The sequence below is a fragment of the Sinorhizobium sp. Y406 genome, assembly GCF_058732025.1.
Genome location: NZ_CM178974.1, coordinates 3,528,070 through 3,553,328 on the forward strand (window position 1 = coordinate 3,528,070; position 25,259 = coordinate 3,553,328).

At 62.7% G+C, this 25,259-nt stretch carries 26 protein-coding genes and 1 pseudogene; 17 read left to right on the forward strand and 10 right to left on the reverse strand.

Annotated elements, in window-relative coordinates:
• Positions 1 to 250: 250 nt before the first annotated feature.
• A complete protein-coding gene (locus tag AC4P1R_RS16575; RefSeq protein ID WP_069460027.1) occupies positions 251 to 1,303 on the reverse strand; it encodes a lysine-2,3-aminomutase-like protein in 1,053 nt (350 codons plus the stop codon).
• On the reverse strand, positions 1,300 to 2,352 hold the full coding sequence (gene epmA, locus AC4P1R_RS16580) for an EF-P lysine aminoacylase EpmA (protein ID WP_069459835.1): 1,053 nt from the start codon (positions 2,350 to 2,352) through the stop codon (positions 1,300 to 1,302). The genes AC4P1R_RS16575 and epmA overlap by 4 nt, the downstream gene beginning before the upstream one ends.
• 155 nt (positions 2,353 to 2,507) lie before the next feature.
• Between epmA and efp the strand changes: the two genes are divergently transcribed.
• The 3 genes from efp (at position 2,508) to mbfA (ending at position 5,589) form a co-directional block, all read left to right on the forward strand.
• Positions 2,508 to 3,077, forward strand: a complete 570-nt coding sequence (gene efp, locus AC4P1R_RS16585; RefSeq protein WP_069459834.1) for an elongation factor P — start codon at positions 2,508 to 2,510, stop codon at positions 3,075 to 3,077.
• A gap of 201 nt (positions 3,078 to 3,278) precedes the next feature.
• Positions 3,279 to 4,520, forward strand: coding sequence for a class I SAM-dependent methyltransferase (locus AC4P1R_RS16590; RefSeq protein ID WP_492177217.1), 1,242 nt, complete (start codon positions 3,279 to 3,281; stop codon positions 4,518 to 4,520).
• A gap of 85 nt (positions 4,521 to 4,605) precedes the next feature.
• Positions 4,606 to 5,589 carry an iron exporter MbfA gene (mbfA, locus tag AC4P1R_RS16595; protein ID WP_069459832.1) on the forward strand — a complete coding sequence of 328 codons (984 nt, stop codon included), beginning with the start codon at positions 4,606 to 4,608 and terminating at the stop codon, positions 5,587 to 5,589.
• Positions 5,590 to 5,727: 138 nt separating this feature from the next.
• Here the strand turns inward: mbfA and AC4P1R_RS16600 are convergent, their stop codons facing one another.
• Positions 5,728 to 6,348 (reverse strand): transglutaminase-like cysteine peptidase, encoded by a 621-nt coding sequence (locus tag AC4P1R_RS16600; protein WP_069459831.1) that lies wholly within the window; start codon positions 6,346 to 6,348, stop codon positions 5,728 to 5,730.
• Positions 6,349 to 6,613: 265 nt separating this feature from the next.
• The gene (locus AC4P1R_RS16605) at positions 6,614 to 7,420 is read right to left on the reverse strand and encodes an alpha/beta hydrolase (RefSeq protein WP_069459830.1); all 807 of its coding nucleotides are present in this window, start codon (positions 7,418 to 7,420) and stop codon (positions 6,614 to 6,616) included.
• Between the two features lie 311 nt (positions 7,421 to 7,731).
• On the opposite strand from AC4P1R_RS16605, the gene infC reads away from it, so the two are divergent.
• From infC to pheT, 5 genes are all read left to right on the forward strand, one after another.
• Positions 7,732 to 8,268 carry a translation initiation factor IF-3 gene (gene infC, locus AC4P1R_RS16610; RefSeq protein ID WP_083265394.1) on the forward strand — a complete coding sequence of 179 codons (537 nt, stop codon included), beginning with the start codon at positions 7,732 to 7,734 and terminating at the stop codon, positions 8,266 to 8,268.
• A 333-nt stretch (positions 8,269 to 8,601) separates the two neighbouring features.
• Positions 8,602 to 8,805: a 50S ribosomal protein L35 gene (gene rpmI / locus AC4P1R_RS16615; protein ID WP_034853570.1), complete on the forward strand. Its 204-nt coding sequence runs from the start codon at positions 8,602 to 8,604 to the stop codon at positions 8,803 to 8,805.
• 36 nt (positions 8,806 to 8,841) lie between these two features.
• The gene (gene rplT / locus AC4P1R_RS16620; RefSeq protein WP_069459829.1) at positions 8,842 to 9,246 is read left to right on the forward strand and encodes a 50S ribosomal protein L20; all 405 of its coding nucleotides are present in this window, start codon (positions 8,842 to 8,844) and stop codon (positions 9,244 to 9,246) included.
• Between the two features lie 162 nt (positions 9,247 to 9,408).
• Entirely contained in the window at positions 9,409 to 10,491 is a 1,083-nt protein-coding gene (gene pheS, locus AC4P1R_RS16625) for a phenylalanine--tRNA ligase subunit alpha (protein ID WP_069459828.1), read from the forward strand.
• A gap of 36 nt (positions 10,492 to 10,527) precedes the next feature.
• Entirely contained in the window at positions 10,528 to 12,954 is a 2,427-nt protein-coding gene (gene pheT, locus AC4P1R_RS16630) for a phenylalanine--tRNA ligase subunit beta (RefSeq protein WP_492177218.1), read from the forward strand.
• Positions 12,955 to 13,030: 76 nt separating this feature from the next.
• On the opposite strand, the gene AC4P1R_RS16635 is transcribed toward pheT, so the two are convergent.
• Positions 13,031 to 13,501, reverse strand: coding sequence for an Lrp/AsnC family transcriptional regulator (locus AC4P1R_RS16635; protein WP_069459826.1), 471 nt, complete (start codon positions 13,499 to 13,501; stop codon positions 13,031 to 13,033).
• 217 nt (positions 13,502 to 13,718) lie between these two features.
• Here AC4P1R_RS16635 and tatA point away from each other — a divergent pair, with 217 nt between their 5' ends.
• The 4 genes from tatA to ybaK all read left to right on the forward strand — a co-directional run bounded on the left by tatA (position 13,719) and on the right by ybaK (position 16,454).
• The gene (gene tatA, locus AC4P1R_RS16640) at positions 13,719 to 14,888 is read left to right on the forward strand and encodes a tyrosine aminotransferase (protein ID WP_492177219.1); all 1,170 of its coding nucleotides are present in this window, start codon (positions 13,719 to 13,721) and stop codon (positions 14,886 to 14,888) included.
• A gap of 29 nt (positions 14,889 to 14,917) precedes the next feature.
• Positions 14,918 to 15,553, forward strand: a complete 636-nt coding sequence (locus AC4P1R_RS16645; protein ID WP_069459824.1) for a YitT family protein — start codon at positions 14,918 to 14,920, stop codon at positions 15,551 to 15,553.
• A gap of 70 nt (positions 15,554 to 15,623) precedes the next feature.
• Positions 15,624 to 15,974 carry an ArsC family reductase gene (locus AC4P1R_RS16650; protein ID WP_069459823.1) on the forward strand — a complete coding sequence of 117 codons (351 nt, stop codon included), beginning with the start codon at positions 15,624 to 15,626 and terminating at the stop codon, positions 15,972 to 15,974.
• A 6-nt stretch (positions 15,975 to 15,980) separates the two neighbouring features.
• The gene (gene ybaK, locus AC4P1R_RS16655) at positions 15,981 to 16,454 is read left to right on the forward strand and encodes a Cys-tRNA(Pro) deacylase (RefSeq protein ID WP_492177221.1); all 474 of its coding nucleotides are present in this window, start codon (positions 15,981 to 15,983) and stop codon (positions 16,452 to 16,454) included.
• Between the two features lie 5 nt (positions 16,455 to 16,459).
• On the opposite strand, the gene AC4P1R_RS16660 is transcribed toward ybaK, so the two are convergent.
• Entirely contained in the window at positions 16,460 to 16,906 is a 447-nt protein-coding gene (locus AC4P1R_RS16660) for a MarR family winged helix-turn-helix transcriptional regulator (protein ID WP_492177222.1), read from the reverse strand.
• A gap of 80 nt (positions 16,907 to 16,986) precedes the next feature.
• On the opposite strand from AC4P1R_RS16660, the gene AC4P1R_RS16665 reads away from it, so the two are divergent.
• Positions 16,987 to 17,673 (forward strand): glutathione S-transferase family protein, encoded by a 687-nt coding sequence (locus AC4P1R_RS16665; RefSeq protein WP_492177223.1) that lies wholly within the window; start codon positions 16,987 to 16,989, stop codon positions 17,671 to 17,673.
• 320 nt (positions 17,674 to 17,993) lie between these two features.
• Here AC4P1R_RS16665 and AC4P1R_RS16670 read toward each other — a convergent pair whose 3' ends face one another.
• Complete coding sequence (locus AC4P1R_RS16670; RefSeq protein WP_069459819.1) at positions 17,994 to 18,455, reverse strand: Lrp/AsnC family transcriptional regulator; 462 nt, start codon at positions 18,453 to 18,455, stop codon at positions 17,994 to 17,996.
• Positions 18,456 to 18,591: 136 nt separating this feature from the next.
• Here AC4P1R_RS16670 and AC4P1R_RS16675 point away from each other — a divergent pair, with 136 nt between their 5' ends.
• Together AC4P1R_RS16675 and AC4P1R_RS16680 are read left to right on the forward strand one after the other, a co-directional pair.
• A complete protein-coding gene (locus AC4P1R_RS16675; protein WP_492177224.1) occupies positions 18,592 to 19,506 on the forward strand; it encodes a DMT family transporter in 915 nt (304 codons plus the stop codon).
• Positions 19,503 to 19,808: an NIPSNAP family protein gene (locus AC4P1R_RS16680; RefSeq protein WP_069459817.1), complete on the forward strand. Its 306-nt coding sequence runs from the start codon at positions 19,503 to 19,505 to the stop codon at positions 19,806 to 19,808. Before AC4P1R_RS16675 ends, AC4P1R_RS16680 begins: the two co-directional genes overlap by 4 nt.
• A gap of 8 nt (positions 19,809 to 19,816) precedes the next feature.
• On the opposite strand, the gene AC4P1R_RS16685 is transcribed toward AC4P1R_RS16680, so the two are convergent.
• Positions 19,817 to 20,449 carry a LysE family translocator gene (locus AC4P1R_RS16685; protein WP_492177225.1) on the reverse strand — a complete coding sequence of 211 codons (633 nt, stop codon included), beginning with the start codon at positions 20,447 to 20,449 and terminating at the stop codon, positions 19,817 to 19,819.
• A gap of 169 nt (positions 20,450 to 20,618) precedes the next feature.
• Between AC4P1R_RS16685 and AC4P1R_RS16690 the strand changes: the two are divergent.
• Together AC4P1R_RS16690 and cysK are read left to right on the forward strand one after the other, a co-directional pair.
• Positions 20,619 to 20,977 (forward strand): annotated as a pseudogene (locus tag AC4P1R_RS16690) (LysE family translocator); the annotation flags it as partial.
• 153 nt (positions 20,978 to 21,130) lie between these two features.
• A complete protein-coding gene (gene cysK, locus AC4P1R_RS16695; protein WP_069459815.1) occupies positions 21,131 to 22,099 on the forward strand; it encodes a cysteine synthase A in 969 nt (322 codons plus the stop codon).
• 283 nt (positions 22,100 to 22,382) lie between these two features.
• Here the strand turns inward: cysK and AC4P1R_RS16700 are convergent, their stop codons facing one another.
• Together AC4P1R_RS16700 and gshB are read right to left on the reverse strand one after the other, a co-directional pair.
• Complete coding sequence (locus tag AC4P1R_RS16700) at positions 22,383 to 23,915, reverse strand: YifB family Mg chelatase-like AAA ATPase (RefSeq protein ID WP_492177226.1); 1,533 nt, start codon at positions 23,913 to 23,915, stop codon at positions 22,383 to 22,385.
• Between the two features lie 258 nt (positions 23,916 to 24,173).
• Positions 24,174 to 25,121: a glutathione synthase gene (gshB, locus tag AC4P1R_RS16705; protein ID WP_069459813.1), complete on the reverse strand. Its 948-nt coding sequence runs from the start codon at positions 25,119 to 25,121 to the stop codon at positions 24,174 to 24,176.
• Positions 25,122 to 25,259: the final 138 nt, after the last annotated feature.

Genomic DNA, 25,259 nt, shown 5'->3' on the forward strand with positions numbered 1-25,259 from the left:
ATACGAAACGGGATGGGGAGTGCCGCAGTCGTGCACCCGCATGCCGCGTTTCAGCCTTTTGGATCGATTTCGAAGATGCTCCCTTGTGCTCGATTTGCTGGAGCCTTGGACAGGTATCGCGGGTTATCAAAGCATCGGCCCGAAAATCGTAACCGAGTTCCGGAAGACCGATGCACAGTTTCAAGGTGTTTCAGCGCATGTTAATTTTATCAGCTTGTCGCGCCGATGATGACCACCCTGCAGTGGAACCTTACTCCTTCGGGGGATAGCTATGCGGGTTTCCCCGGAAATCCGTGATCGTGTAGCTGCCGCCGCCCTCGGATGAAATCGCATTTGCGCTGACGACCGCCTTTCCGTGGCCGCCGGGGATATCGAGGACATAGGCTGGCTGACAGAGGCCGGAAACGCGGCCGCGAAGAGACGCCGCAAGGGCCTGGCCCTCCTCAATCGACAGCCGGAAGTGGCCGGTGCCCGGAGCGAGGTCCGGGTGGTGCAGGTAATAGGGCTTTATCCGTGTTTCGACGAAGCCGCGCATGAGGTCGGCGAGCACTTCCGGGTGGTCGTTGACGCCCTTCAAAAGCACGGTCTGGCTGACCATGACGATGCCGGCATCGATCAGCCGGGCGGCGGCGGCGCGCGCTGCGGCCGAGAGTTCCCGAGGGTGATTGGCATGAAGCGCGACATAGGTCGCCTTGCCGCTTGCCTTCAGCGCCGCAGTGAGATCCGCATCGATCCGCTCCGGCTCCACGACCGGCACGCGCGTGTGGAAACGGACGACCTTCACATGTTCGATCGCGCGGAGGCGCTCCAAGATCTCCTGAAGCCGGCGGGGCGACAGCACGAGGGGGTCGCCGCCGGTGAGGATCACCTCCCAGATTTGCCGATGCCCCGCTATATAGTTGATCGCCGCGTCGAGCTCGGCGGCCGGCAATGTGCCCAGCCCCTGTGGGCCGACCATCTCGCGCCGGAAACAGAAGCGGCAATAGACCGGGCAGACATGCACGGCCTTGAGCAGCACCCGGTCCGGGTAGCGATGAACGATGCCGGTCACCGGGCTATGGGGCCCGTCGCCGATCGGGTCGACCCGCTCTTCGGGTGAAAGCGTCAATTCGGTCGGATCCGGCACGAACTGCCTGGCGATCGGATCGTTCGGATCGTCGCGGTCGATGAGGCCTGCGACCGCCGGGGTGATCGCCACGGCATAGCGAGAGGCAACGCGGGAGATCGCTTCCTCAGCCTTGGCGTCGATGAGACCGGCTCCGGCCAGCTCGCGCGCTGTCCTGATCGGGCGGTCGATGGTCATGCGCTTGCCTCTGCGACCGGCGCCCATAGAACCTGCTCGATGCGGGAGGCTCCCGTCGCCAGCATGACCAGCCGGTCGAAGCCGAGCGCGATGCCGCTTGCCTCCGGCATCTTGGCAAGCGCCGCCAGGAAGTCTTCGTCGAGCGGGTAGGTTTCGCCGTAGACCCGCGCCTTCTCGGCCATTTCCAACTCGAAGCGCCGGCGCTGTTCGGCGGCGTCGGTGAGTTCGCCGAAGGCATTGGCCAGTTCGACGCCGCAGGCATAAAGCTCGAAGCGCTCGGCGACGCGGGCGTCGTGGGAGGCAGGTCGGGCGAGCGCCGCCTCGGCGACCGGATAGTGATCGAGGATCGTCGGCCGGCCGAAGCCGAGATGTGGCTCGACCTTCTCGACGAGCACGCGGCTGAACAGATCCGTCCAGTTGTCGTCATGGGCGACGCGCAGGCCAGCCGCGCGCATGGCGGCGGCCAGCCTCTCCCGATCGGTCGAACCGTCCTTCTCGATCGAGTCGATGAGATCGATGCCGGCAAAGCGCTCGAAAGCCTCGGCCAGCGACAGCCGCTCCGGCTCCAGGAAGGGGTCGCAGACACGACCCTGATAGCTGAAGGCCCGTGCGCCGGCCGTCCCGGCGGCGATCGCAAGGATTTCGCCGCAGTCGCGCATCAAGATCTCGTAGCTCTCCCCGGCTCGATACCATTCGAGCATAGTGAATTCCGGATGGTGCAGCGGCCCGCGCTCGCGGTTGCGGTAGACATGGGCGAAGCAGGCGATGCGCCTCTCGCCCGCGGCAAGCAGTTTCTTGCAGGCGAATTCCGGCGAGGTGTGAAGATAGAGCGGCTGGACCGAGCCGTCATGGCCGATCGCTTCAGTTGCAAAGGCGTGCAGATGCGCCTCATTGCCGGGCGACACCTGCAGCGTCGCGGTGTCGACTTCAATGAAATCGCGCTCCTCGAAGTACCGGCGCAAGGCTGACTGGATGCGGTTGCGTCCGATCAGGAAAGGGCGCCGGTCGGCATGGACATCCGGGGTCCACCAGGGAGAGGCATGCGGCATGGTCGGTCTGATCCAAGCTTTCTTGCGCGCGGCGTGCCGGCTTAGGCTGGCATTTCGCGCAAATTTGCGGTACTGGCGGCGCGAAACTCCATTCTCGCGTCCTCATGGCCCCACCGGGGCGCTCGTGTCGCGTACCTCTGTTACAAGGAAGACTAATGGTCAAGGTCATCGCTTCTTCTGTCCGCAAGGGCAACGTCCTCGATGTCGACGGCAAGCTCTATGTCGTGCTCACCGCGCAGAACTTCCACCCGGGCAAGGGCACGCCGGTCACGCAGGTCGACATGCGCCGCATTTCCGACGGCGTGAAGGTCTCCGAGCGCTACCGCACGACCGAGCAGGTCGAGCGCGCCTTCGTCGAGGACCGCGAGCACACCTTCCTCTACGAGGATGCCGAAGGCTTCCACTTCATGAACCCGGAAACCTACGACCAGCTCGTCATGTCGGCCGAGGATATCGGCGACCAGAAGTCCTACCTCCAGGAAGGCATGGCGGTGATGCTGTCGATCCATGAAGGGATTGCGATCGCCATCGACCTGCCGCGCCACGTGGTCCTCGAGATCACCGAGACCGAACCGGTGGTCAAGGGCCAGACTGCCTCTTCCTCCTACAAGCCGGCCGTACTTTCGAACGGCGTTCGCACCAGCGTGCCGCCGCACATTCAGGCCGGGACCCGCGTCGTCATCGCGACGGAAGACGGCTCCTACGTCGAGCGCGCCAAGGACTGAGGCTTTACCTGCATCGGCACGGGATTGCCCGCGCATCATTCAAAATGCTTCGATGGGGACGGCCTGCTGTCCCCATTGTCGTTCGGCCCGAGCGCAGCCACAACCCGTGGTGCAGCGGCAAAAATCCAGCGTGCATTTTGCCTGGTCGGTGCTAGGGTCACATCCCGCCGCCATTAGAGCGGTACGAGAGCGAGGCACCGCATGTTTCCATTGTCGCATATGATGAAGGCCTTCATCCGCACGGGTTGCCTGACGGTGATCGATGCCGATGGCAAGAGGCACGTCTTTTCCGGCGAGCCCGGCCCGCGCGTGACGATGCGGCTGACGGACAAACGGCTCTATCGCAGCCTCGTCTTCAATGCGGAGCTTGCCGCCGGCGAGGCCTATATGGACGGCACCCTGCGCTTCGAGGAGGGGTCGACGCTGAGGGATTTCCTCACCCTCTTTTCGATCAATCGCCTTTCGCTTGGCTCCTATCCGATCCAGAAGCTCCTGCGGGCGATCAAGATGCGCTTCCGTAAGCGTCAGCAGGCAAACCCGAAGGGCAAGGCTCAGCAGAACGTCGCCCATCACTACGATCTCGGCAATGACTTCTACAGGCTCTTCCTCGACGAGAATATGCTCTATTCCTGCGCCTATTTCCGCGAGCCGGGCGAGACTTTGGAGGCGGCGCAGCGCAACAAGCTGCGGCTGCTCGCCGCCAAGCTCTGTCTGAAGCCCGGCATGAAGGTGCTCGACATCGGCTGCGGCTGGGGCGATCTCGCCCTCTACCTGGCGGCACTGGAAAACGTCGAGGTCTTCGGCGTCACCCTCTCCAAGGAGCAGCAGGCGCTCGCTACCGAGCGGGCCCGCGCGGCGGGACTTGCCGACCGGGTGCGGTTCGAGCTCAAGGACTATCGCGATGTCGAGGGCCCCTTCGACCGCATCGTTTCCGTCGGCATGTTCGAGCATGTCGGTGTTCACCACTATGACGAATTCTTCAAGACGCTGAACGCGCTGATGCCGGATGACGGGCTTGCCGTCCTGCACTCGATCGGCCATATGAGCCCGCCCGGAATGGCCAGCCCTTGGCTTCGCAAATACATTTTCCCCGGCGCCTATTCGCCGGCCCTCTCGGAAGTCTTCGAGGTCGTCGAGCAGAACAGCCTCTGGGTGACGGATCTCGAATTCCTGCGCCTTCATTATGCGACGACGCTCGCCCACTGGTGCGAACGGTTCGAGAAAAACCGCGACAAGGTGATCGCCATGTATGACGAGCGCTTCGCCCGCATGTGGGAATTCTACCTGATCAGCGCGGAAATGATGTTCCGCACCGGCAGCCAGCTCGTGTTCCACATGCAATTGTCGCGTTCGCGCGACGCGGCGCCGATCGTGCGCGATTACATCACCGACCGCCAGCGCACCTATATGGAGCAGGAAAAGGCGCGCGATCTCTCGATCTGAGCCGGGCGCCAAGAGGATTTGCCTTGACGGCCCGGCGGACGGCATCTATCTCTCTTTAGAATTATTCTAAAGATGGATTCTTGCGATGCTTGCCCGCCTTTTCTCCCGCTCCAAGCGGCGGTTTCTCTCGCTCAGCGAACAGGAAGTGCTTGCGCTTGCGATTTCGTCGGAAGAGGACGACGGCCGCATCTATCTCGCCTATGCGGATGCGCTTCGCGACAAATATCCGCACTCGGCAAAGGTCTTCGAGGAAATGGCGGAGGAGGAAAGCCGGCACCGCCAGGCTTTGATCGACCTGCATGTCGCCCGCTTCGGCGACCGCATTCCGCTCATTCGCCGCGAGCATGTGCGCGATTTTCCCGAGCGCAAGCCCGATTGGCTGATCGCCGAAATGCCAATCGAAAAGGCGCGCGAGGAGGCGGAGGCGATGGAGGCGGCGGCGCACCGCTTCTACGTCGAGGCGGCGGCGCGCAGCCGGGACGCGGCGACGCGCAAGCTTCTGGGGGATCTCGCAATTGCCGAGAAGTCGCATGAATCGCTCGCCCGCCGACTTGGAGAAGAGCATACGCCCGAGGACATACGCGACGCGGAGGACCAGACGTCACGCCGGCAGTTCATTCTGACCTATGTGCAGCCGGGACTTGCCGGACTGATGGACGGCTCCGTTTCGACGCTCGCGCCGATCTTCGCCGCCGCCTTCGCCACGCAGGACACATGGCAGACCTTCCTGGTCGGGTTGTCGGCCTCGGTCGGCGCCGGCATTTCCATGGGCTTCACCGAAGCCGCGCATGACGACGGCAGGCTTTCGGGCCGCGGCTCACCGGTCAGGCGCGGCCTGGCTTCCGGTATCATGACGGCTTTGGGCGGCCTCGGCCATGCGCTGCCCTATCTCATTCCGCATTTTTGGACGGCCACGGTCACCGCCATCGTCATTGTCTTCTTCGAACTCTGGGCGATTGCCTTCATTCAGAACCGCTATATGGAGACGCCGTTCCTCAGGGCCGCTTTCCAGGTCGTGCTCGGCGGCGGCCTGGTGCTCGCGGCCGGCGTCGTCATCGGCAACGCCTGACGGATGGCTGGCGCATCGGTCCGAGAATCGGACCCGATTTTCGGATGGTACGATGCTTAGATTCAGTTCAAAGAGTGCAGGGTATGAAAAAGGGCCGGCTAACCGGCCCTTTTTCGACATCCCCCTCGATAATTGTTGCTACTGGCCAACCGAGCCGACGAGCACCTCCGCGCTGTTGTCGATCGTGACCCAATGGCCGCTATTGCGCGTGGCCTGACGCTTGAGAAAACGATAGGGCGTCTGAGTCCAGAGCTTCACGCCATTATCGAGATTGTCGAGAATGAAGTCGCCCTGGGCGGTGCGCACCGTCAAAACGGCGTGTCCTTCGCCATCCGGCTTGCGCACAACGGTCAACAGCAGGTCGCCGGCGGAAAAGCCTTTCTGCATCAGGCGCCTGCGCTTTTCGAGCGCGAAATCCTCACAGTCGCCGCGTCCATTCGGATAAGACCAGACTTCCTCCCTGCCGTAGAGTTCCTGATCGGTGATCGCTGCGACCTCGCGATTGACCGAGGCGTTCACCTGCCGGATGACGGCCCAGCCGCTGGCGGTGACGCGCGGTGCCGCGCCTGTCCTCGAACGGACGCTGCATTCGCCCTTGTGACTCTGGCAGAATTCGTAATGCCCGATCGGCTGCGAGGTCGCCGAACCGGTCTGCATCCAGGGAGAAGCACCCGCCTGCGCGGGAATTGCCATGTTTGCCGAAAGGAAAATTGCGCAGAGTCCAGCTACGCTTCCCTTAACCCCATTCCAAATTGCCATACAAATCCCCTGCAACGCGACCTGCTGTTCCCGCCTTGTCGCGCAATCCTGAGTTGATGACAGCTTTTTTAGGATTTCCCCTGACGCTGTTCTAATCGTTAACAAAGAGTTAATATTGTCTGATCCTCGGAGTCAATCGGCTGAATGGCGGATTAGCCTTTATGGTTAAGCGCCCCAACCAAAAGCGCGCAGGACCCTGCGCCCGCGGGTTTCGCGGGGGTTTTCAACAGCAGGGGAAATTCCTATAGCGGCGTCCGGCGGCTGATCAGGCCTTGGCGATGAGCGCGTCGATCGCCTGTTTCAACCTGGCAATGTCTTCCTCTCGCGACAACCGATGGTCGCCATCGCGAATGAGGGTCATCACCACGTCGTCCGACGGCATATGCTCGATCAGCCTGAGCGCATGCGTGTAGGGGACGTCCGGATCGCACATGCCCTGGAGAATATGCACGGGGCAGCCGGTCTCGATCGGACCCGTCATCACCCGGTTGTCACGGCCGTCCTCGATGAGGGCGCGGGTGAAGATGTTGGGCTCGGGGCTATAGTCCGACGGCTCCTCGAAATAGCCTTGCTCGGCAAGGGACGCCTTTTCGGCTTCGGTGAGATTGGGCTCGATCAGTTCGGCGGTGAAATCCGGCGCAGGGGCGATCAGCACGAGGCCAGCAACCCGCTCGCCCTCGCCGCGGCGCCTGAGTTCCTCGACGAGCCGGAGTGCGATCCAGGCGCCCATGGACGAGCCGATGAGGATCACCCGTCCGCTCGCTGCATGGTCGACGACTGCGAGGCTTTCCTCCAGCCAGCGCGAGATCGTGCCGTCCCTGAACGCGCCGCCGGAGGCGCCGTGGCCGGAATAGTCGAAGCGGATGCAATCGGTTCCGACGGCGCGGGCATGGCGCTCGACTTCGACCGCCTTGGTCCCGGTCATGTCGGAGCGATAGCCGCCGAGCCAGACGAGGGCGGGCAGCATCGAGGCCGGTTTGGCGCGAAAGATACGCAGGGCGATCATCCGCGCCGAGGCGTCCTTGCCCACCTCGATCCGCGAAATTTCGGTTTCGGCCGGCGTCGCTGACATTGCATGTCTCCCTTTGGACCGCGATTCGCCGGGTCGGTCGAGCCCGGCGACGAACCGGAGCGGGACGAAGGCGAAAAATCGCGCTCCCTTCGCTCCATCTCGCCCGAACGCATCCGTTTCGAGCGGATTTTCTTCTAAAACAGATTCGCCAGCGCTTCGACAGGTGGTGATTTTCCCTGCGCACCATGCTATTGACTCTGGAGCCGCAATTCACACATTGCCGTACAGTGACTATTTCAAGCGCATCGTTTGAAATCGCGCTGACCGTTTTTGCACAATTAGTACGCAAACAGCTCGAGGAGAGTACGACCATTCGCAGACCGTTCAAAGCGGACGCCCCGGTAAAAGAAGGGCCTCGCGCAAACAAGGAAATCCGGGTTCCCCGGGTCCAGCTCATCGATGCCGAAGGCCAGAACCTGGGCGACGTGCCGATCGACCAGGCGCTCCGCATGGCGGACGAGGCCGGTCTTGATCTGGTGGAGATCGCACCGAACTCAGACCCGCCGGTGTGCAAGATTCTCGATCTTGGCAAGCTGAAATACGCCAACCAGAAGAAGGCGGCCGAGGCGCGCAAGAAGCAGAAGATCGTCGAGATCAAGGAAATCAAGATGCGCCCGAACATCGACACCCATGACTATGAGGTGAAGATGAAGGCCATGAACCGTTTCTTCGAGGAAGGCGACAAGGTGAAGGTGACGCTGAAGTTCCGCGGGCGCGAAATGGCCCACCAGGAACTCGGTATGAAGCTTCTGATGCAAGTCAAGGACGATACCCAGGCGATCGCCAAGGTCGAGGCCGAGCCGAAGCTCGAAGGCCGGCAGATGATGATGGTGCTGGCGCCGAAGTGATCGGCGCCGCTGCACGTCGCGCATCTCATCCGACTGCGATCCTTGAACCGAGGTCGATTCAAGGAGACTTGCAGGAGAAGTGATATGATGAAAATGCCGCCTCCGGGCGGCTTTTTCATGGGCTTCGCCACAGCATGTCCTTGTCCTTGAAATCGCGGTCGATTTGCGAGGCGTGCGGTCGCCGGCTTCTTCTGCAGCCGGGTTGCGTTTTTCCGGAGGGGCGGTTATAAGCCCCCGTCCGAACGGTCCGGCAGGGCATGCCGTGGCCGTTCTTAACGCTGGAGATGGGCCACGTCTGCCCGTTTCGACAACGAAGAACAATGGAGTAGCAAAATGCCCAAGATGAAGACGAAATCGTCTGCCAAGAAGCGGTTCAAGATCACCGCCTCGGGCAAGGTGAAGGCGCAGGCTGCCGGCAAGCGCCACGGCATGATCAAACGTACCAACAAGTTCATTCGCGACGCGCGCGGAACCATGGTTCTCGCCGAAGCAGATGGCAAGAAGGTCATCAAGAACTACCTGCCGAACGGTCTCTAAGACGTCAGGCATATTGGATACTAAGGAGATCATGACATGGCACGTGTAAAACGCGGCGTAACCGCCCACGCCAAGCACAAGAAGACGCTGAAGGCTGCCAAAGGATTCTACGGTCGCCGTAAGAACACCATCCGCGCCGCCAAGGCAGCGGTGGACCGTTCCAAGCAGTACGCCTACCGCGACCGCAAGGTCAACAAGCGCAATTTCCGCGCACTCTGGATCCAGCGCATCAACGCTGCCGTACGCGAACACGGGCTGACCTATGGCCGCTTCATCGACGGCCTGAACAAGGCCGGCATCGAGATCGACCGCAAGGTTCTCTCCGACATGGCGATCCATGAGTCGGCTGCATTCACGGCGCTCGTCGAAGCTGCCAAGAAGGCGCTTGCCTATCTCAAGGAAGCCGGTACGGCAAACGAGTTTGAAAGCGCTGTCCGTTAAGCCAGCGTTTTCCCAAGACCGTTTCTGAAATTGTTGGGAAACCCGCGCTGGCAGGGCTGGCGCGGGTTTTTCTTATTCGGCGCATCGTCCGCGATCGATGCGATCACATTGCCGAAGAATTGAACCGATACACCGACCATTCCCGCATTGAGGCAGGACAGAATGAGCGAACTGGAAACATTGGAACGGACATTGCTGGCGGAGATCGATGCCGCCGGCGACGAAGGGGCGATCGAGGCGGTGCGCGTCGGCGCGCTCGGCAAGAAAGGCTCGATTTCCGAACTCCTGAAGACGCTCGGCACGATGAGCCCGGAAGAACGCCAGACGCGCGGCGCCCGGATCAATGCGCTGAAGACCACGGTGACTGAGGCGATCTCCGCCCGCAAATCGGCGTTGAAGGATGCCGCGATCGCCGAGCGGCTGGCGCGCGAGACGGTCGATATCACCCTGCCGGTGCGCTCCTCGCCGGCCGAGCGCGGCCGCATCCATCCGATCAGCCAGATCGTCGACGAGATCACTGCGATCTTCGGCGACATGGGCTTCTCGATCGCCGAAGGGCCGGACATCGAGACGGATTACTACAATTTCACCGCCTTGAACTTCCCGGAGGGACATCCCGCCCGCGAGATGCACGATACCTTCTTCTTCGATCCGGACGAGAAGGGCGAGCGCAAGGTGCTGCGCACGCACACCTCGCCGGTACAGATACGCACGATGGAGGCTGAGGCGCCGCCGATCCGCATCATCATCCCGGGCAAGACCTACCGGCAGGATTCCGATGCCACGCATTCGCCGATGTTTCATCAGGTCGAGGGGCTCGTGATCGACAAGACCGCCAACGTTGCCAATATGCGCTGGGTGCTGGAAGAATTCTGCAAGGCCTTCTTCGAGGTGGACCAGGTGACGATGCGCTTCCGCCCGTCCTTCTTCCCCTTCACCGAGCCGTCCTTCGAGGTCGACATCCAATGCGACCGTTCCGGCCCGATCGTCAAGTTCGGCGAAGGCAAGGACTGGATGGAGATTCTCGGCTGCGGCATGGTGCATCCGAACGTGCTGAAGGCCGGCGGGCTCGATCCGGACGAGTATCAGGGCTTTGCCTGGGGCATGGGCCTCGACCGCATCGCCATGCTGAAATACGGCATGCCGGACCTGCGCGATTTCTTCAACGCCGATGTCCGCTGGATGTCCCACTACGGCTTTCGCCCGCTCGACGTGCCGACGCTCTTCGGCGGCTTGTCGTCGTGATCGCCCGCGCAAATTCAAAAAGACACAGGTGAAATCATGAAATTCACGCTTTCCTGGCTGAAGGACCATCTGGAAACCGACGCCTCGCTCGAGGAAATCTGCGCGCGCCTGACGATGATCGGTCTCGAAGTGGAGGATGTCGACGACAAGGCCGCCTTCAAGCCTTTCGTCATCGCCAGGGTCATCTCGGCCGAGCAGCACCCGAACGCCGACAAGTTGAAGGTGCTGAAGGTCGACACCGGCTCGGGCGAGCCGGTGCAGGTCGTCTGCGGCGCTCCCAACGCGCGCAAGGGCCTCGTCGGCGCCTTTGCCGCCCCCGGCACCTATGTGCCCGGCATCGACGTGACGCTCTCGGTCGGCAATATCCGCGGCGTCGAAAGCCGCGGGATGATGTGCTCGGAAAAGGAACTCGAGATATCCGAGGATCATACCGGCATCATCGACTTGCCCGAAGACGCGCCGGTCGGCACAAGCTACGCGACCTATGCGGGCCTCGACGATCCGGTGATCGAGATCAACCTGACGCCGAACCGGCCGGATTGCACCAGCGTTCACGGCATCGCCCGTGATCTTGCAGCATCCGGCCTCGGCACCTTGAAGACCAGGCCGGCACCGTCCTTTCCGCTCGAAGGCGAAACGCCGCTCAAGGTCCGGCTCGACCTGGGCGAGGACAGGCATCTCTGCCCCGGCTTCGCGCTTCGCCTCGTGCGCGGCGTCAAGAACGGCCCGAGCCCGGCCTGGATGCGTCGGCGGCTGAGCGCGATCGGGCTCCGGCCGATCAACGCGCTGGTCGACATCACCAATTACCTGACCTTCGACCAGGGTCGCCCGCTGCACGTCTTCGATGCGGCGAAGGTCGCCGGTCACCTGACGGTTCGCCGGGCGAAGGAGGGCGAGAAGATCCTGGCACTCGACGGCCGCGAATACGCGCTCACGCCGGCCAACGTGGTGATCGCCGACGAGAAGGGCGTCGAATCGATCGGCGGCATCATGGGCGGCGAACATTCCGGCTGCGACGAGGCGACCACCGACGTATTGATCGAATCGGCGCTCTGGGACCCGATGAACATCGCCAAGACCGGCCGCACACTCGGCATCATCACCGATGCACGCTATCGCTTCGAGCGCGGCGTCGATCCGGAATACATGGTGCCGGGCCTTGAAAGGGCGACCGAGCTCGTGCTGGAGCTCTGCGGCGGCGCGGCGACGAGCCTGGATGTCGTCGGCTTTGAGGGCCACGCGCCGATGGTCATCGATTTCCCGGTCTCGGAAGTCAAGCGCCTGACCGGTCTCGGAGTGTCCTCCGAGGAGAGCATTTCGATTCTCAAGAAGCTCGGCTTCGGCGTCGAGGGCTCCGGTGAGCGTCTGAGCGTCACCGTCCCCTCCTGGCGGCCGGATATCGACGGCAAGGCGGACCTGGTCGAGGAGGTGATGCGCATCCACGGCGTCGACTACATCGTCGCGGCACCGCTTCCGAGCCACAATGCCGTAAACGGCAGGATCCTGACGCCGCTGCAGATCCGCACCCGCCAGGCCAGGCGCGCGCTGGCAAGCCGCGGCATGCTGGAAGCCGTAACCTGGTCCTTCATCTCGGAAGAGCAGGCGAAGCTCTTCGGCGGCGGCCAGCCGGCGCTCAGGCTTGCCAATCCCATCGCCGCCGACATGTCCGACATGCGGCCGTCGCTGCTGCCGGGACTGTTGACTGCCGCGCAACGCAACACCGACAAAGGCTATGGTGACGTCGCGATCTTCGAGGTTTCCGGCACCTACGAGGGCGATACGCCCGAGGCGCAGCGCCGCGTCGCGGGCGGCATCCGCCGCGGTACCGCCTCACTCAACGGCGCCGGACGGCTTTGGTCGAATGCGGCGAGGGGCGGCGGCAAGTCGGTCGACGTCTTCGATGCGAAGGCCGATGCCATTGCCGTGCTCGAGGCCTGCGGTGTGCCGATGGCCAATGTCCAGTTCGACGCCGGCGGCCCGTCCTGGTACCATCCGGGCCGTTCCGGCACGATCAAGCTCGGCCCGAAGATCGTGCTCGGCGCCTTCGGCGAGTTCCACCCGAAGACGCTTGACGCCCTTGACGTCTCCGGCCCGCTCTGCGGCTTCGAGATCTATGTCGATGCCATGCCGGAGGCGAAAAGGAAGGCGACGCGTACGAAGCCGGCACTGGAGCTTTCGCCGTTCCAGGCGGTCAAGCGGGACTTCGCCTTCGTCGTCGACAAGGCGGTGGAGGCGGCGGCGATCATCCGCGCCGCATCCGCGGCGGACCGCAAGCTGGTGACAGGTGTCAACGTCTTCGATGTCTTCGAAGGGGCATCGGTCGGTGAAGGCAAGAAGTCGGTGGCGATCGAAGTGACGATCCAGCCGGTCGAGCGGACGCTGACGGATGAGGATTTCGAGTCGCTGACGTCCCGGATCGTCGCCAATGTCGCCAAATCCACCGGCGGCGTGCTCCGCGCGTAAGACAACAAAAGGAGGGGCGGATCCTGTATTCGCCTTCTCCACCTGCCGCGATCTTTCCTGGAATATGGCGGCTAGCTCATGGCAGCACGTGGGCGCCTGTCTTCGGGCTGTCGAGCAGAATGGTCGAGCGAAAGGTCTTGATCTCCGCCACATCCTCGAACTTGCTCCAGAGCAGGCGCTTGTAATCGGCGACGTCGCGAACGGCGATCTTCAGCAGGAAATCGAAATCGCCTGCGACCGTATGGCACTCGACCACCTCCGGCATGCGGGAGACAAGTTCGATGAAGCGTTGACCGACCTTGCTGGCGGTGCGCTCCAGGGTCACTTCGACAAAGGCCTGAAATCCGATCCCGAGCGCCTTCTGGTCGACCACGACCGTCTGGCGGATCACCCCGGACGCATAGAGACGCGCCAGCCGCCGCGAGAGGGGTGCGGGCGAAAGCCCCACCTTTTCCGCCAGCTCGTTATTGCTTCGCGATGCATCCTCGACCAATAGGGCGATGATCCGCCGGTCGGTGGCATCCAGTTCCGTTCGTCCGCGCTCCATCGAAAAGCACTCCGGTCCGTTTGAGCAAATTGCATCAAGTGGAAGTGTCATAATCCGCAAAAACCTTTAAATCCATGCGACATCAGAGGCAATTTCATTGTCGAATTTGCGCCCGGTCGGATCTAGAGAAGGCGGGCAGGCGGCTGGCACCGCTTGCCTTTGCGTCGCCCCGAGAGGACTATTCCATCAAGTCCTTGAGTTTGGAGGGAATACGAACATGTTCGATACACTCGCTCGCCAACCGGACGATCCGTTGCTGGCCCTGATCGGCCTCTTTCGAAAGGACGAGCGCCCCGGCAAAGCGGACCTCGGCGTCGGAGTCTATCGGGACGAAACCGGGCGCACGCCGATCTTCCGCGCCGTCAAGGCGGCGGAGAAGCGGCTCTTGGAGACCCAGGATACGAAGGCCTATGTCGGCCCGGAAGGCGACCTCGTCTTTCTCGATCATCTCTGGACGCTCGTCGGCGGCGATGTCGTCGAGCGGAGCCATGTGGCGGGCGTGCAGACCCCCGGCGGCTCGGGAGCGCTTCGGCTGGCGGCGGATCTCATCAAGCGCATGGGGGGCGCAAGGATCTGGCTCGGCCTGCCGAGCTGGCCGAACCACGCGCCGATCTTCAAGGCGGCCGGGCTCGAAATCGCAACCTATGAATTTTTCGACATTCCTTCGCAATCGGTCCTTTTCGACAATGTCGTCCAGACGTTCGAGGGCGCGAGGGCCGGCGACGCGGTGCTCTTGCACGCGAGCTGCCACAACCCGACCGGCGGCGTGCTGAGCCAGCCGCAATGGCTGGAGATTGCCGCCCTGGCCGCCGAGCGCGGCCTGTTGCCGCTCGTCGATCTCGCCTATCAAGGGTTCGGCCGCGGCCTCGATCCGGACGTCGCCGGTCTCAGGCACCTCTTGACCGTCGTTCCCGAAGCGCTCGTCGCCGTCTCCTGCTCGAAATCCTTCGGGCTTTACCGCGAGCGCACCGGCGCGATCTTCGCGCCGACCACCTCGCCGGTGGCCGCCGACGTCGTACGCTCCAACCTTGCCGGCCTTGCCCGCACCAGCTATTCGATGCCGCCGGACCACGGCGCCGCCGTCGTGCGCACGATCCTCTCCGACCCGGCGCTCGCCCGCGACTGGGCAGAGGAATTGGAAGGCATGCGCCAGCGCATGACCGGCATTCGCCGGGCGCTCGCCGAGGGGCTCAGGACCCGCTGGCAAAGCCTGGGCGCGATTGCCGACCAGGAGGGCATGTTCTCCATGCTGCCCTTGACCGAAGCGGAGGTGCTGCGTCTCCGGACGGAACACGGCATCTACATGCCTGGCTCGGGCCGCATCAACATTGCCGGGTTGAAGACGACGGAAGTTGCCGATGTCGTCGGCAAGTTCATGAGCCTCTGAGCGGTGGCGGCGGCATGAGATCCCTGAACATGAGATCCCTGGATAAGACAGCTATCGAGGCCCCGCCGGTGGACCGCCACCGGTTTTACGAGGATGTGCTCGCCATCGTGACCGGGGCGCTCGTCGTGTCGCTCGGGGTGGTGATCTACAGCAAGGCGGTGTTGCTGACCGGCAGCACCGCCGGGCTGGCGCTGCTCCTGCAATACGCCACCGGATCGAGTTTTTGGCTGATGTTCTCGCTCGTCAATCTGCCCTTCTACTTGCTGGCGATCAAGCGGCTCGGCTGGGTCTTCGCCCTCAGAACCTTTGCCGCCGTCAGTCTCGTCTCGCTTTTTTCCCGCCTGACCGCCGGATGGGTGGAGTTCGCCCGGGTCGATCCGGTCTACGCCACCATCGCCGGCGGCGCCCTGATGGGAATGGGCCTGCTCATCCTCTTCCGCCACCGCACCGGTCTCGGCGGCATCAACATCGTGGCGATCTACCTGCAGGAAAGATGCGGCATCCGCGCCGGCTATTTCCAGCTCGGCGTCGACCTGGCGATCCTCACGGCCGCCGCCTTCGTGCTGCCGCCGGCAAATCTCGCGCTCTCGATCATCGGCGCTACCGTGGTGAACCTCATGCTGGCGATCAACCACAAGCCCGGCCGCTATGTCGGCGTGACCTGAGAACGTGATGGCCTTTTCTCTTCGAGCGAGCGCGGCTATGTGTACGGCGCGCTGACACGGGGTTTTGACAATGACGGTTACGATTTTCGGCATTAAGAACTGCGATACGATGAAAAAAGCGCGAAGCTGGCTAGACGGCCGCGGGACTGCCTACCGGTTCCATGACTACAAGGCCGAGAGTATCGACCGCGCCCGCCTGGAACGCTGGTGTGCCGAGCTTGGCTGGGAAGCGGTGCTGAACCGCGCCGGCACGACCTTTCGCAAGCTCGACGACGCCGAGAAGCAGGAACTGACGGCGGAAAAGGCGATCGCGCTGATGCTGAAGCAGCCGTCGATGATCAAGCGGCCGGTGCTAGAGAACGGGAGCAAACTGGTCGTCGGCTTCAAGCCCGAACTCTACGAAGCCGAGTTCGGGGCGTAAGAGGCCATGTCGAAGACGACCCGGGCAACCCAAGCGCTCGCAAAGGCCGGCATCGCCTTCACCACGCACAGCTATGACTACCACCCTGGCGCCGAACGGGTCGGGCTGCAGGCGGCGGAAGCGCTCGGCGAGGATCCGTCGCGCGTCTTGAAGACGCTGATGGCGGAGGTGGACGGGAAGGCGGTCTGCTGTATCGTGCCCTCCGACGAGGAGGTCAGCATGAAGAAGCTCGCGGCCGCCTTCAGGGGCAAATCGGCAAACATGATGAAGCCCGCCGATGCCGAACGCCTCACCGGCTATCACGTTGGCGGCATCAGCCCCTTCGGTCAGCGGAAGATGGTTCCGGCTGCGATCGAGGAAGCGGCGCTCGCCGAGCTGCTCGTCTACATCAATGGCGGTCAAAGGGGGTTGCAGGTGAGGCTTTCCCCGAAGGATGCGCAGGCCGTGCTGAAGGCGATTGCCGCTCCGCTGATCGCTTGATCGGCTCATTTGAAGCGCGATAGCAAGGCCGTCAGTTCGCGCGCCTCGTCCTCGCTCAGTCTGGCGCCGACATGTCGTTCGATCGACGGCGCATAGATCTGCCACATGCGCGCCCGCATCGCCCGGCCGTCTTCCGTGATCACGACCCACTGGCCGCGGCCGTCCTGGTCGAATGCTTCGCGACGCACCAATCCCTCTCTCTCCAGCCGGTCGATCAGCCGCGACAGATTGTACTGGGCCAGCAGCGTTCGGGTTTCGATCTCGAAAGGGCGCAAGCGGCCGTCGTCCGCCTTTACCAATTCCCAAAGCACGTCGTACCAGCCAAGCGGCGGCAGGCCGGCCCTCTTGAAATCCTTCTCGATCGCCGTGAGGAGGCGCTGCTGCGCCCGCATGAGGCCGATCCAGGCTTCTGTCGTGGCCATGGTCGGCATGGAGATTTCTTCGTCCTGCATAGATGCATTTACATACAAATTGACGGATCTGGCAAGTCGGTTTAGATATATGCAATCGCATGTAAATCGGGAGACCGTTGATGACCGCACAATTGACCCTCATCAGTCACCATCTCTGCCCCTATGTGCAGCGGGCCGCGATAGCGCTGTCGGAGAAGGGCGTGGCTTTCGAGCGCGTCCATATCGATCTTGCCGACAAGCCCGACTGGTTCGTGGCGATCTCGCCACTCGCCAAGGTGCCGCTGCTGCGCGTGTCGCTGGAAAAGGGGGAGGCAGTCCTCTTCGAAAGCTCGGTGATCTGCGAATATCTGGAAGAGACCGCACCCGGAGCGAAACTGCATCCGTCGGACCCGTTGACGAGGGCACGCCATCGGGGCTGGATGGAGTTCGGCTCGTCCATTCTTTCCGATCTCTGGCTCTTTGAGACAACGCAGGATACCGCTACGCTCGAAACCAAGCGTAAGGCGCTTCGATCCAAATTCGCGACCGTCGAGGCGGCACTCGGCGACGGGCCCTTTTTTTCTGGCGCCGATTTCAGTCTGGTCGACGCCGTCTTCGCTCCGGTTTTCCGCTACTTCGACGTGTTCGACCGCATCTCGGAGCATGGCATCTTCGACGGGCTGTCGCGCGTACACTGCTGGCGTCGGGCGTTGTCCGCCCGGCCGAGCGTGGTAGCGGCGGTCACCGAGGATTACCCCGAACGACTGATGGCATTCCTGAAAAGGCACGATGCAGCCTTGCTCAAGACAGGAAAGATCGCCGCCTGAGTTCATGGGTGAAGGCAAAAGCTTCTGTTTTGCGTGGAAGCGGTCTGATACCAAGTCTCGACGATAGGAACCGATAGGACCGGCTCGATCGGGCTGTCTGCTACTGCATGTCTTTGTCCTTAAATCGACCTCGATTAGAGGACAAAGACTTGCAGCAATTCAAAGTGCTACAGCCACCTTCGCGCGTCTTATAGCGTCTTATAAGACGCGCGGCGCTGTAGGAGAGGCTCGCAGGACGATGCTTCTGCATCCTCGGGTTAACCCGTGGATCAAGGGGTCTCGACGACGCCAGACAGCCCGGGAAGCCGGCCGCAGGTGGCCTATCGATTCCTATCACCGAGACTTGGTACAAGCGGCGGCAGGCGCCTCTTGACCGGCGTCGACTTGACAATCGAAGTATTGGTCTGCGCCTTTTCGGCGATGCGGTCGAGGATGGTGTCGAGGTCCCTCATATCGCGCACGAAGAGCTTGGCAATGAAGCAATCGTCGCCGGTGATCTTGTCGCATTCGACGATTTCCGGGGTTTCCTGGATCAGCCTCTCGACGATATGCAGCATGCCCGGCATCGGACGCACCCGCACGACCGCCTGCAAGGGATAGCCGAGGCGGGACGGATTCACGTTGACGGTAAAACCGTTGATCACGCCCCGCTCCTCGAGCTTGCGAAGCCTCTCGGCCGCGCTTGGCGATGAAAGCCCCGCATCCTGAGCGAGTTCCTTCAGTGAGACGCGGGCATTTTCGGCAAGAATCTCGAGAATGCGGCGGTCCAGATCGTCGAGCATGTTCACACCCATTAGGAAGAGATACAGATTGACCTTACATTGTAAGGGATCGTCGCATGTTCTCCTTCCATATTCCATATAGAATTCCCCAAGAGCTCATTATGCTCTCCCTCAATTCTGAAAAGGAGCCGGCATGATGGACGGGGACACGAGGCGCGGAAGCGTGGAAATGACGGCGGCGATGCTGATTTCGGGAACGATCGGCTGGTTCGTGCTGATGTCGGGTCAGCCGGTGGCTGGCGTCGTCTTCTGGCGCTGCATCTTCGGGACAGCGACGCTCGCGGGGCTTGCGGTCGCGTTCGGCCTCGTCGACCTCCGCTATTTGCGGCTGCGGGTGATCGCCCTCTCCGTCGCCGGCGGCGTGGCGATCGTGGTGAACTGGTTGCTGCTCTTTGCGGCCTACCCCCGCGCTTCGATCTCGATCGCGACGATGGTCTACAACACGCAGCCTTTCATGCTGCTCGGGCTCGGCGCCCTCTTTCTTGGTGAAAGAGTCACCGCGATGAAGCTTTTCTGGCTTTCAGTGTCCTTCGCCGGGATGATGGCGATCGTCTCCGCCAAGCCGGCGGGTTATTTCGAGCCCGCCAGCTATCTCGCCGGCATCGGACTCGCGCTTGCAGCCGCCTTTTTCTATGCCATTGCGGCGGTCGTCACCAAACTCCTCAAGGGCACACCGCCGCAACTGATCGCATTGCTCCAGGTGATCACGGGCGCCGTGATGCTGGCGCCCTTCGCGCTTGCCAACCCGCTGCCGCAAAACGAAATGCAGTGGACGCTGCTGATCGCCATAGGCGTCGTCCACACCGGCCTCATGTACATCCTGCTTTACGGGGCGATCCAGAAACTGCCGACGCATATGACCGGCGCCCTCTCCTTCATCTACCCGATCGCGGCAATTCTGGTCGATCGAGTGGCGTTCGGGCACGCATTGCAGCCCGTCCAGTTTGCTGGATCGGCGGCGATTCTCGTTGCTGCCGCGGGTACAAATCTCGGATGGAATTTCCGGTCCATCCCGCCTATCAGACTCGTACGCAAACGGAGCACTTCATGATCACCTGCTACCTGAAATACATCATCGATCCCTACAAGCTTGCCGACTTCGAACATTACGCCAAGCTCTGGATTCCACTGGTCAATCGGCTCGGCGGCACCCATCACGGCTACTTCCTCCCGCATGAGGGCGCGAACAACATCGCCCTTGCGCTCTTCAGCTTTCCCTCGCTTGCCGCATACGAGGCCTATCGCGAGAAGATGGCGGCGGATCCGGAATGCCAGGCGGCCTTCGTCTATGCCGAAGAGACCCGCTGCATCGTGCGCTACGAGCGCAGCTTCATGCGCCCTGTTTTCGCGTAGGCGTCGTTCTATCGACGAGCCTCGGCGGCCATGCTGACGGCCAAACCCGCAAGCACGGTGCTCGTCAGCCAACGCTGCATCAGCAGAAAGGAGGGGCGCCCGGCGAGGAAGGCGGCAATCGACCCGGCCGCCACCGCGATCAAGGCGTTGACGGTGACGCTGATCACGATCTGCAGGCTGCCGAAGACGAGAGATTGCATGAGCACGTTGCCCGCGTCCGGGTGAATGAATGGCGGCAGCAGCGAAAGATAAAGCACTGCCACCTTCGGGTTGAGCAGGTTGGTGACGAACCCCATCACGAAAAGCCTGAGCGGCCCGTCCTCCGGCAGGTCGCGCAGTTGAAATGGCGAGCGGCCACCAGGCCTGACGGCCTGCCATGCGAGATAGAGAAGATAGAGGGCGCCCGCGAAGCGCAGGGCATCATAGGCGAAAGGCACCGCCAGCAGCAGGGCGGTGATGCCGAGCGCGGCGAAGACCATGTAGAAGACGAAGCCAAGCGCGACGCCACCAAGCGAGACGAGGCCCGCCGCAGGTCCCTGGCAGATCGAACGAGAGATCAAGTAGATCATGTTCGGCCCTGGCGTCAGCACCATAACGAACGCGATCAAGGCAAAACCGACAAGGTTCTGGATTTCAGGCATGAGGCGGCCCTTCCACAATTTCCCGGAAGGTGCACGCCTGCCCAGGTCCGGGCAAGCTTGTTCTTGTCACCCGATCAATTTATTCGCGAGAACGCTGCCCCCGCATTCAACCCGGATTTTCCTTCTCACAGCCTTGCGCTAGAAAGGCTGCCTGTCCGAAGAAACGCATATGACGCTCGCGACCCTTCTCGCCTATAGCGGCGCTCTCTTTTTCGCTGCGGCCATTCCCGGGCCCGGTGTGACGGCCATCGTGGCGCGGGCGCTCGGATCCGGTATTCGCGAAACATTTTTCATGGGCCTCGGCCTGATCCCCTGCGACATGTTCTACCTTACGGCCGTGGTACTCGGGCTCGCCTTCATCGCCCCGACCTTCACAACCGCTTTCCTCGTCGTCAAGATCGCCGGCGCGCTCTATCTCGTTCATATCGCCTGGAAACTCTTGACCGCCGGTCTTCTGCCCCGGAGGCAGAGGCGCGCATATCGGCGAATGCGGTCACATACTTTCTGTCGGGCCTGATGGTCACGCTCACCTGCGCCACCTGAAAAAAGATTTCTCAACCAGCGGCTCTATAACCGTTTTTTCCTTCGGCGGCGCGCATCCGAGGCGTTCCCGCTCTCGCATGACGCGCCCATTGTTCCTATTCTCGCATCAACCAATTTTTAACCCATGGGAGAACCGAAATGCCCGAACCGCGCAAGCCCGGCCGCGGCCGCATCTATTCCTCGATCACCGAAACGATCGGCGACACGCCGATCGTGCGGTTGGACAAGCTTGCCAGGGAGAAGGGGGTCAAGGCGAACCTGCTCGCAAAGCTTGAATTCTTCAACCCGATCGCCTCGGTCAAGGACCGGATCGGCGTCGCCATGGTGGAATCGCTGGAAGCCCAGGGCAAGATCGCGCCCGGCCGCACGACGCTCGTGGAGCCGACCTCAGGTAATACAGGCATCGCGCTTGCCTTCGTCGCCGCTGCCAAGGGCTACAGACTGATCCTGACCATGCCGGAGACGATGTCCATCGAGCGGCGCAAGATGTTGTCGCTGCTCGGCGCCGAGCTGGTGCTGACGGAAGGCGCCAAGGGCATGAAGGGCGCGATTGCGAAGGCACAGGAACTCGTCGAGACGCTGCCCGATGCCATCATACCGCAGCAGTTCGAGAACCCAGCCAATCCGGATATTCACCGCAAGACGACGGCCGAGGAAATCTGGAACGACACCGAGGGCGCGGTCGATATCCTGGTCTCCGGCATCGGCACCGGCGGCACCATCACCGGCGCCGGTCAGGTGTTGAAAGCACGCAAACCTTCAGTCCAGGTGATCGCGGTCGAGCCCGAAGAATCGCCGGTCCTTTCCGGCGGCGCGCCCGGACCGCACAAGATCCAGGGCATCGGCGCCGGCTTCGCGCCGGCGATCCTCGACACATCAATCTATGACGAGGTGATCACAGTCAACGCGGGCGAAGCCGTCGATGCCGCGCGCCTCGTCGCGAGTCTCGAAGGCGTGCCCGTCGGCATCTCCGCCGGTGCGGCGCTGCAGGCGGCGATCGAAGTCGGGCGGCGCGAAGGGAACGCCGGCAAGACAATCGTCGTCATCATCCCGTCCTTCGCCGAACGTTATCTCTCGACGGTGCTGTTCGACGGGTTAGGGGCGTAGGTCGAGCCCGCTTTCCATTGTTTTGTTTCCGATGACTTGAAAGGGCGCCGCCCGGCGCCCTTCTTTCATCCGCCGCAACCATCAATCGCAATCTCGCCGGGCAATGGTCATTCGATGAAGGCCGCGGTTTGCGAGCGGTCAATTTAGGCTTTTTACGCACGCGTGGCTGTCGAAGCACCAAGCGTCGCTGCACCGCAGACTTGCTTGGCTTCTGCCCAAGCTTTCCTGCTTGTTTGCCGCAGATGCTCATCGGAAGCCGTGCGGCACCTTCTTCGAAACTTGCTTAGGCCGCGACCGGCAACCGCTCGCCGACAACGCGGTAGGAGATCGCCTCGGCGAGGTGGATGCGGCCAACCCTTGGCGCCCCGTCGAGATCGGCAAGCGTGCGTGCGACCTTCAGGACGCGATGGTAGCCGCGCGCCGAAAACTTCATCTTTTCCGCCGCATCCCGCAGGAGCTGCAAGCCCCCCGCATCCGGCTCGGCGATCTTCTCGATCATCGCCGTCGATGCACGGGCATTGCTCGTCAGCTGCGGATGGCCGAGGGCCATGAAGCGGTCCCTCTGCAGTTCACGGGCGCGGGCAACGCGCCTGGCGACGTCCGCGCTCGCCTCGGCCGTCACCGGGCGGATGAGGTCGGCAGCGCTGACGGCGGGCACGTCGATGCGGATGTCGATGCGGTCCATCAGCGGTCCGGATATCCGTGCCTGGTAATCGGCCATGCAGCGCGGACCGCGGGCGCAACTATGTCCGGGCTCGCCGGCCATGCCGCAGCGGCAGGGATTCATGGCGGCGACAAGCTGGATCGCCGCCGGATAGCTGACGCGGTGGTTGGCGCGGGCGATCACGCATTCGGCCGTTTCGAGCGGCTGGCGCAGCGCGTCGAGCACCTGCGGTGGAAACTCCGGAAATTCGTCGAGGAAGAGCACGCCGTGGTGGGCGAGCGACGCCTCGCCGGGCTTTGCCTTGATCCCGCCGCCGATCAACGCCGCCATGGTGGCCGAATGGTGCGGCGCGCGGAACGGCCTCCGGTCGGAGAGCTTTCCGCCCGCCAGTTGCCCGGCGATCGAGTGAACCATCGAGACTTCGAGCAGTTCGGCCGGCGACAGCGGCGGCAGGATGGAGGGAAGGCGTGCCGCGAGCATCGACTTGCCGGAGCCGGGCGGGCCGACCATCAGGAGATTATGGTTGCCGGCGGCCGCCACCTCCAGCGCCCGCTTCGCGCTTTCCTGGCCTTTGATGTCGGCGAGGTCCGGCAGGTTGGCGGCGGTCGCCCGCACAGAGGGATCCGGACGGGAGATAACCTGCGTGCCCCGGAAATGGTTGGCGATGGCGATCAGGCTGCGCGGCGCGAGGATGTCGATCTCCGATCCCGCCCAGGCGGCCTCCGGTCCACTTTCGGCGGGGCAGATCAGCCCCTTGCCGAGCGCATTGGCCCCGATCGCCGCCGGCAGCGCGCCCGCTACGGGCGCGATCGTGCCGTCGAGGTTGAGTTCGCCGATGACGACATAGCCGGAAAGCGCATCCGCCGGGACCGCTCCGAGCGCCGCCATCAGCCCGAGCGCGATGGCGAGGTCGAAGTGACTGCCCTCCTTCGGCAGGTCGGCCGGCGCCAGATTCACCGTGACCCGCTTGGCCGGCAGCGCCAGGCCGGATGCGTGAAGCGCCGCCTGCACGCGCTCGCGGCTTTCGGCAACGGCCTTGTCAGGCAGGCCGACGATCTGCATGCCGACCTTGCCCGGCGCGACCATCACCTGAACGTCGACCGGAACGCCCTCGATTCCTTGAAATGCCACCGTGCTGACGCGCGCGACCATGATGCCCCCTTCGCCCGGCGCGCTTCCACCGCTACAACCTGCGCCGGTACCAGCATTAATCTTGCACGGCACGCGCTCAAAAACAAGAACAATAATAGAACATATCTATGGAGAGCCCTACTGCATGTCTCCTTTAATCGACCGCGATTAGAGGACAAGACATGCAGCAATTCAAAGTGCTACAGCGACCTTTGCGCGTCTAAGACGCGCGGCGCTGTAGGAGCAGGCCCGAGCGACACGCCCCGCTCGGCGGAGCGATCAGCGGCGCTTCTTCTCGATCGCGTCCCAGAGCAGGCTTGCGACGTCGGCCCCTCCGAAGCGCTTGACCTCACGGATCCCCGTCGGCGACGTGACGTTGATCTCGGTCATGTAGTCGCCGATCACGTCGATGCCGACGAAGAGGAAGCCGCGCTGTTTGAGCGCCGGTCCGATACGGGCGCAGATTTCCCGCTCGCGTGCCGTAAGCTCCGTCGCCTCGGCGCGGCCGCCGACATGCATGTTCGAGCGGGCATCGTGCTCGGCCGGGACGCGGTTGATGGCACCGACCGGCTCGCCATCGACGAGCAGGATGCGCTTGTCGCCCTTTCTTACGGACGGCAGGTATTCCTGGGCGATGAAGGGCTCACGGAACATCTGCCCGAACATTTCGAGCAGCGAGGAGAGATTGCGATCGTCGCGCGCGGAATGGAAGACGCCGGCACCACCATTGCCGTAGAGGGGCTTCAGGATGATGTCACCCATTTCCTGGCGAAAGCGGGCGATCTCTCCCGGGTCGCGGGTGATCAGCGTCTTCGGCATCAGATCGGGAAATTCGGTAACGAAGATCTTCTCCGGCGAATTGCGCACCCAGGCCGGATCGTTGACGACGAGCGTCTTCGGATGCAGCCGTTCGAGCAGATGCGTCGAGGTGATATAGGCCATGTCGAAGGGCGGATCCTGGCGAAGCAGGATGACGTCCATGTCCGAAAGATCGATCCGCTCCGGCTCGCCGAGCGTGAAGTGATCGCCCTTCACGTCGCGCAGCGTCATCTGCTGCGCCGTCGCATAGACTTCGCCGTCGCGCAGCGACAGCCGGTCGGGCGTATAGTGGAACAGTCGATAGCCGCGGGCCTGCGCCTCGAGGCTCATGGCAAAGGTCGAATCGCCCGCAATGGTGATGCCCGAAACATGGTCCATCTGGACCCCGACATTGACGATTCTTGCCATCTTACCGTTCCTGGTTGGACCTGACCGCATCGATCCCACTACGAGATCGCTGCGGGCGAAATCATTCAGCGATTCAAAGTGCTGCGGCGACCTTGCTCCCCGTGCGCCACAGAGCCCGCAACATGTAGAATGCGCAAG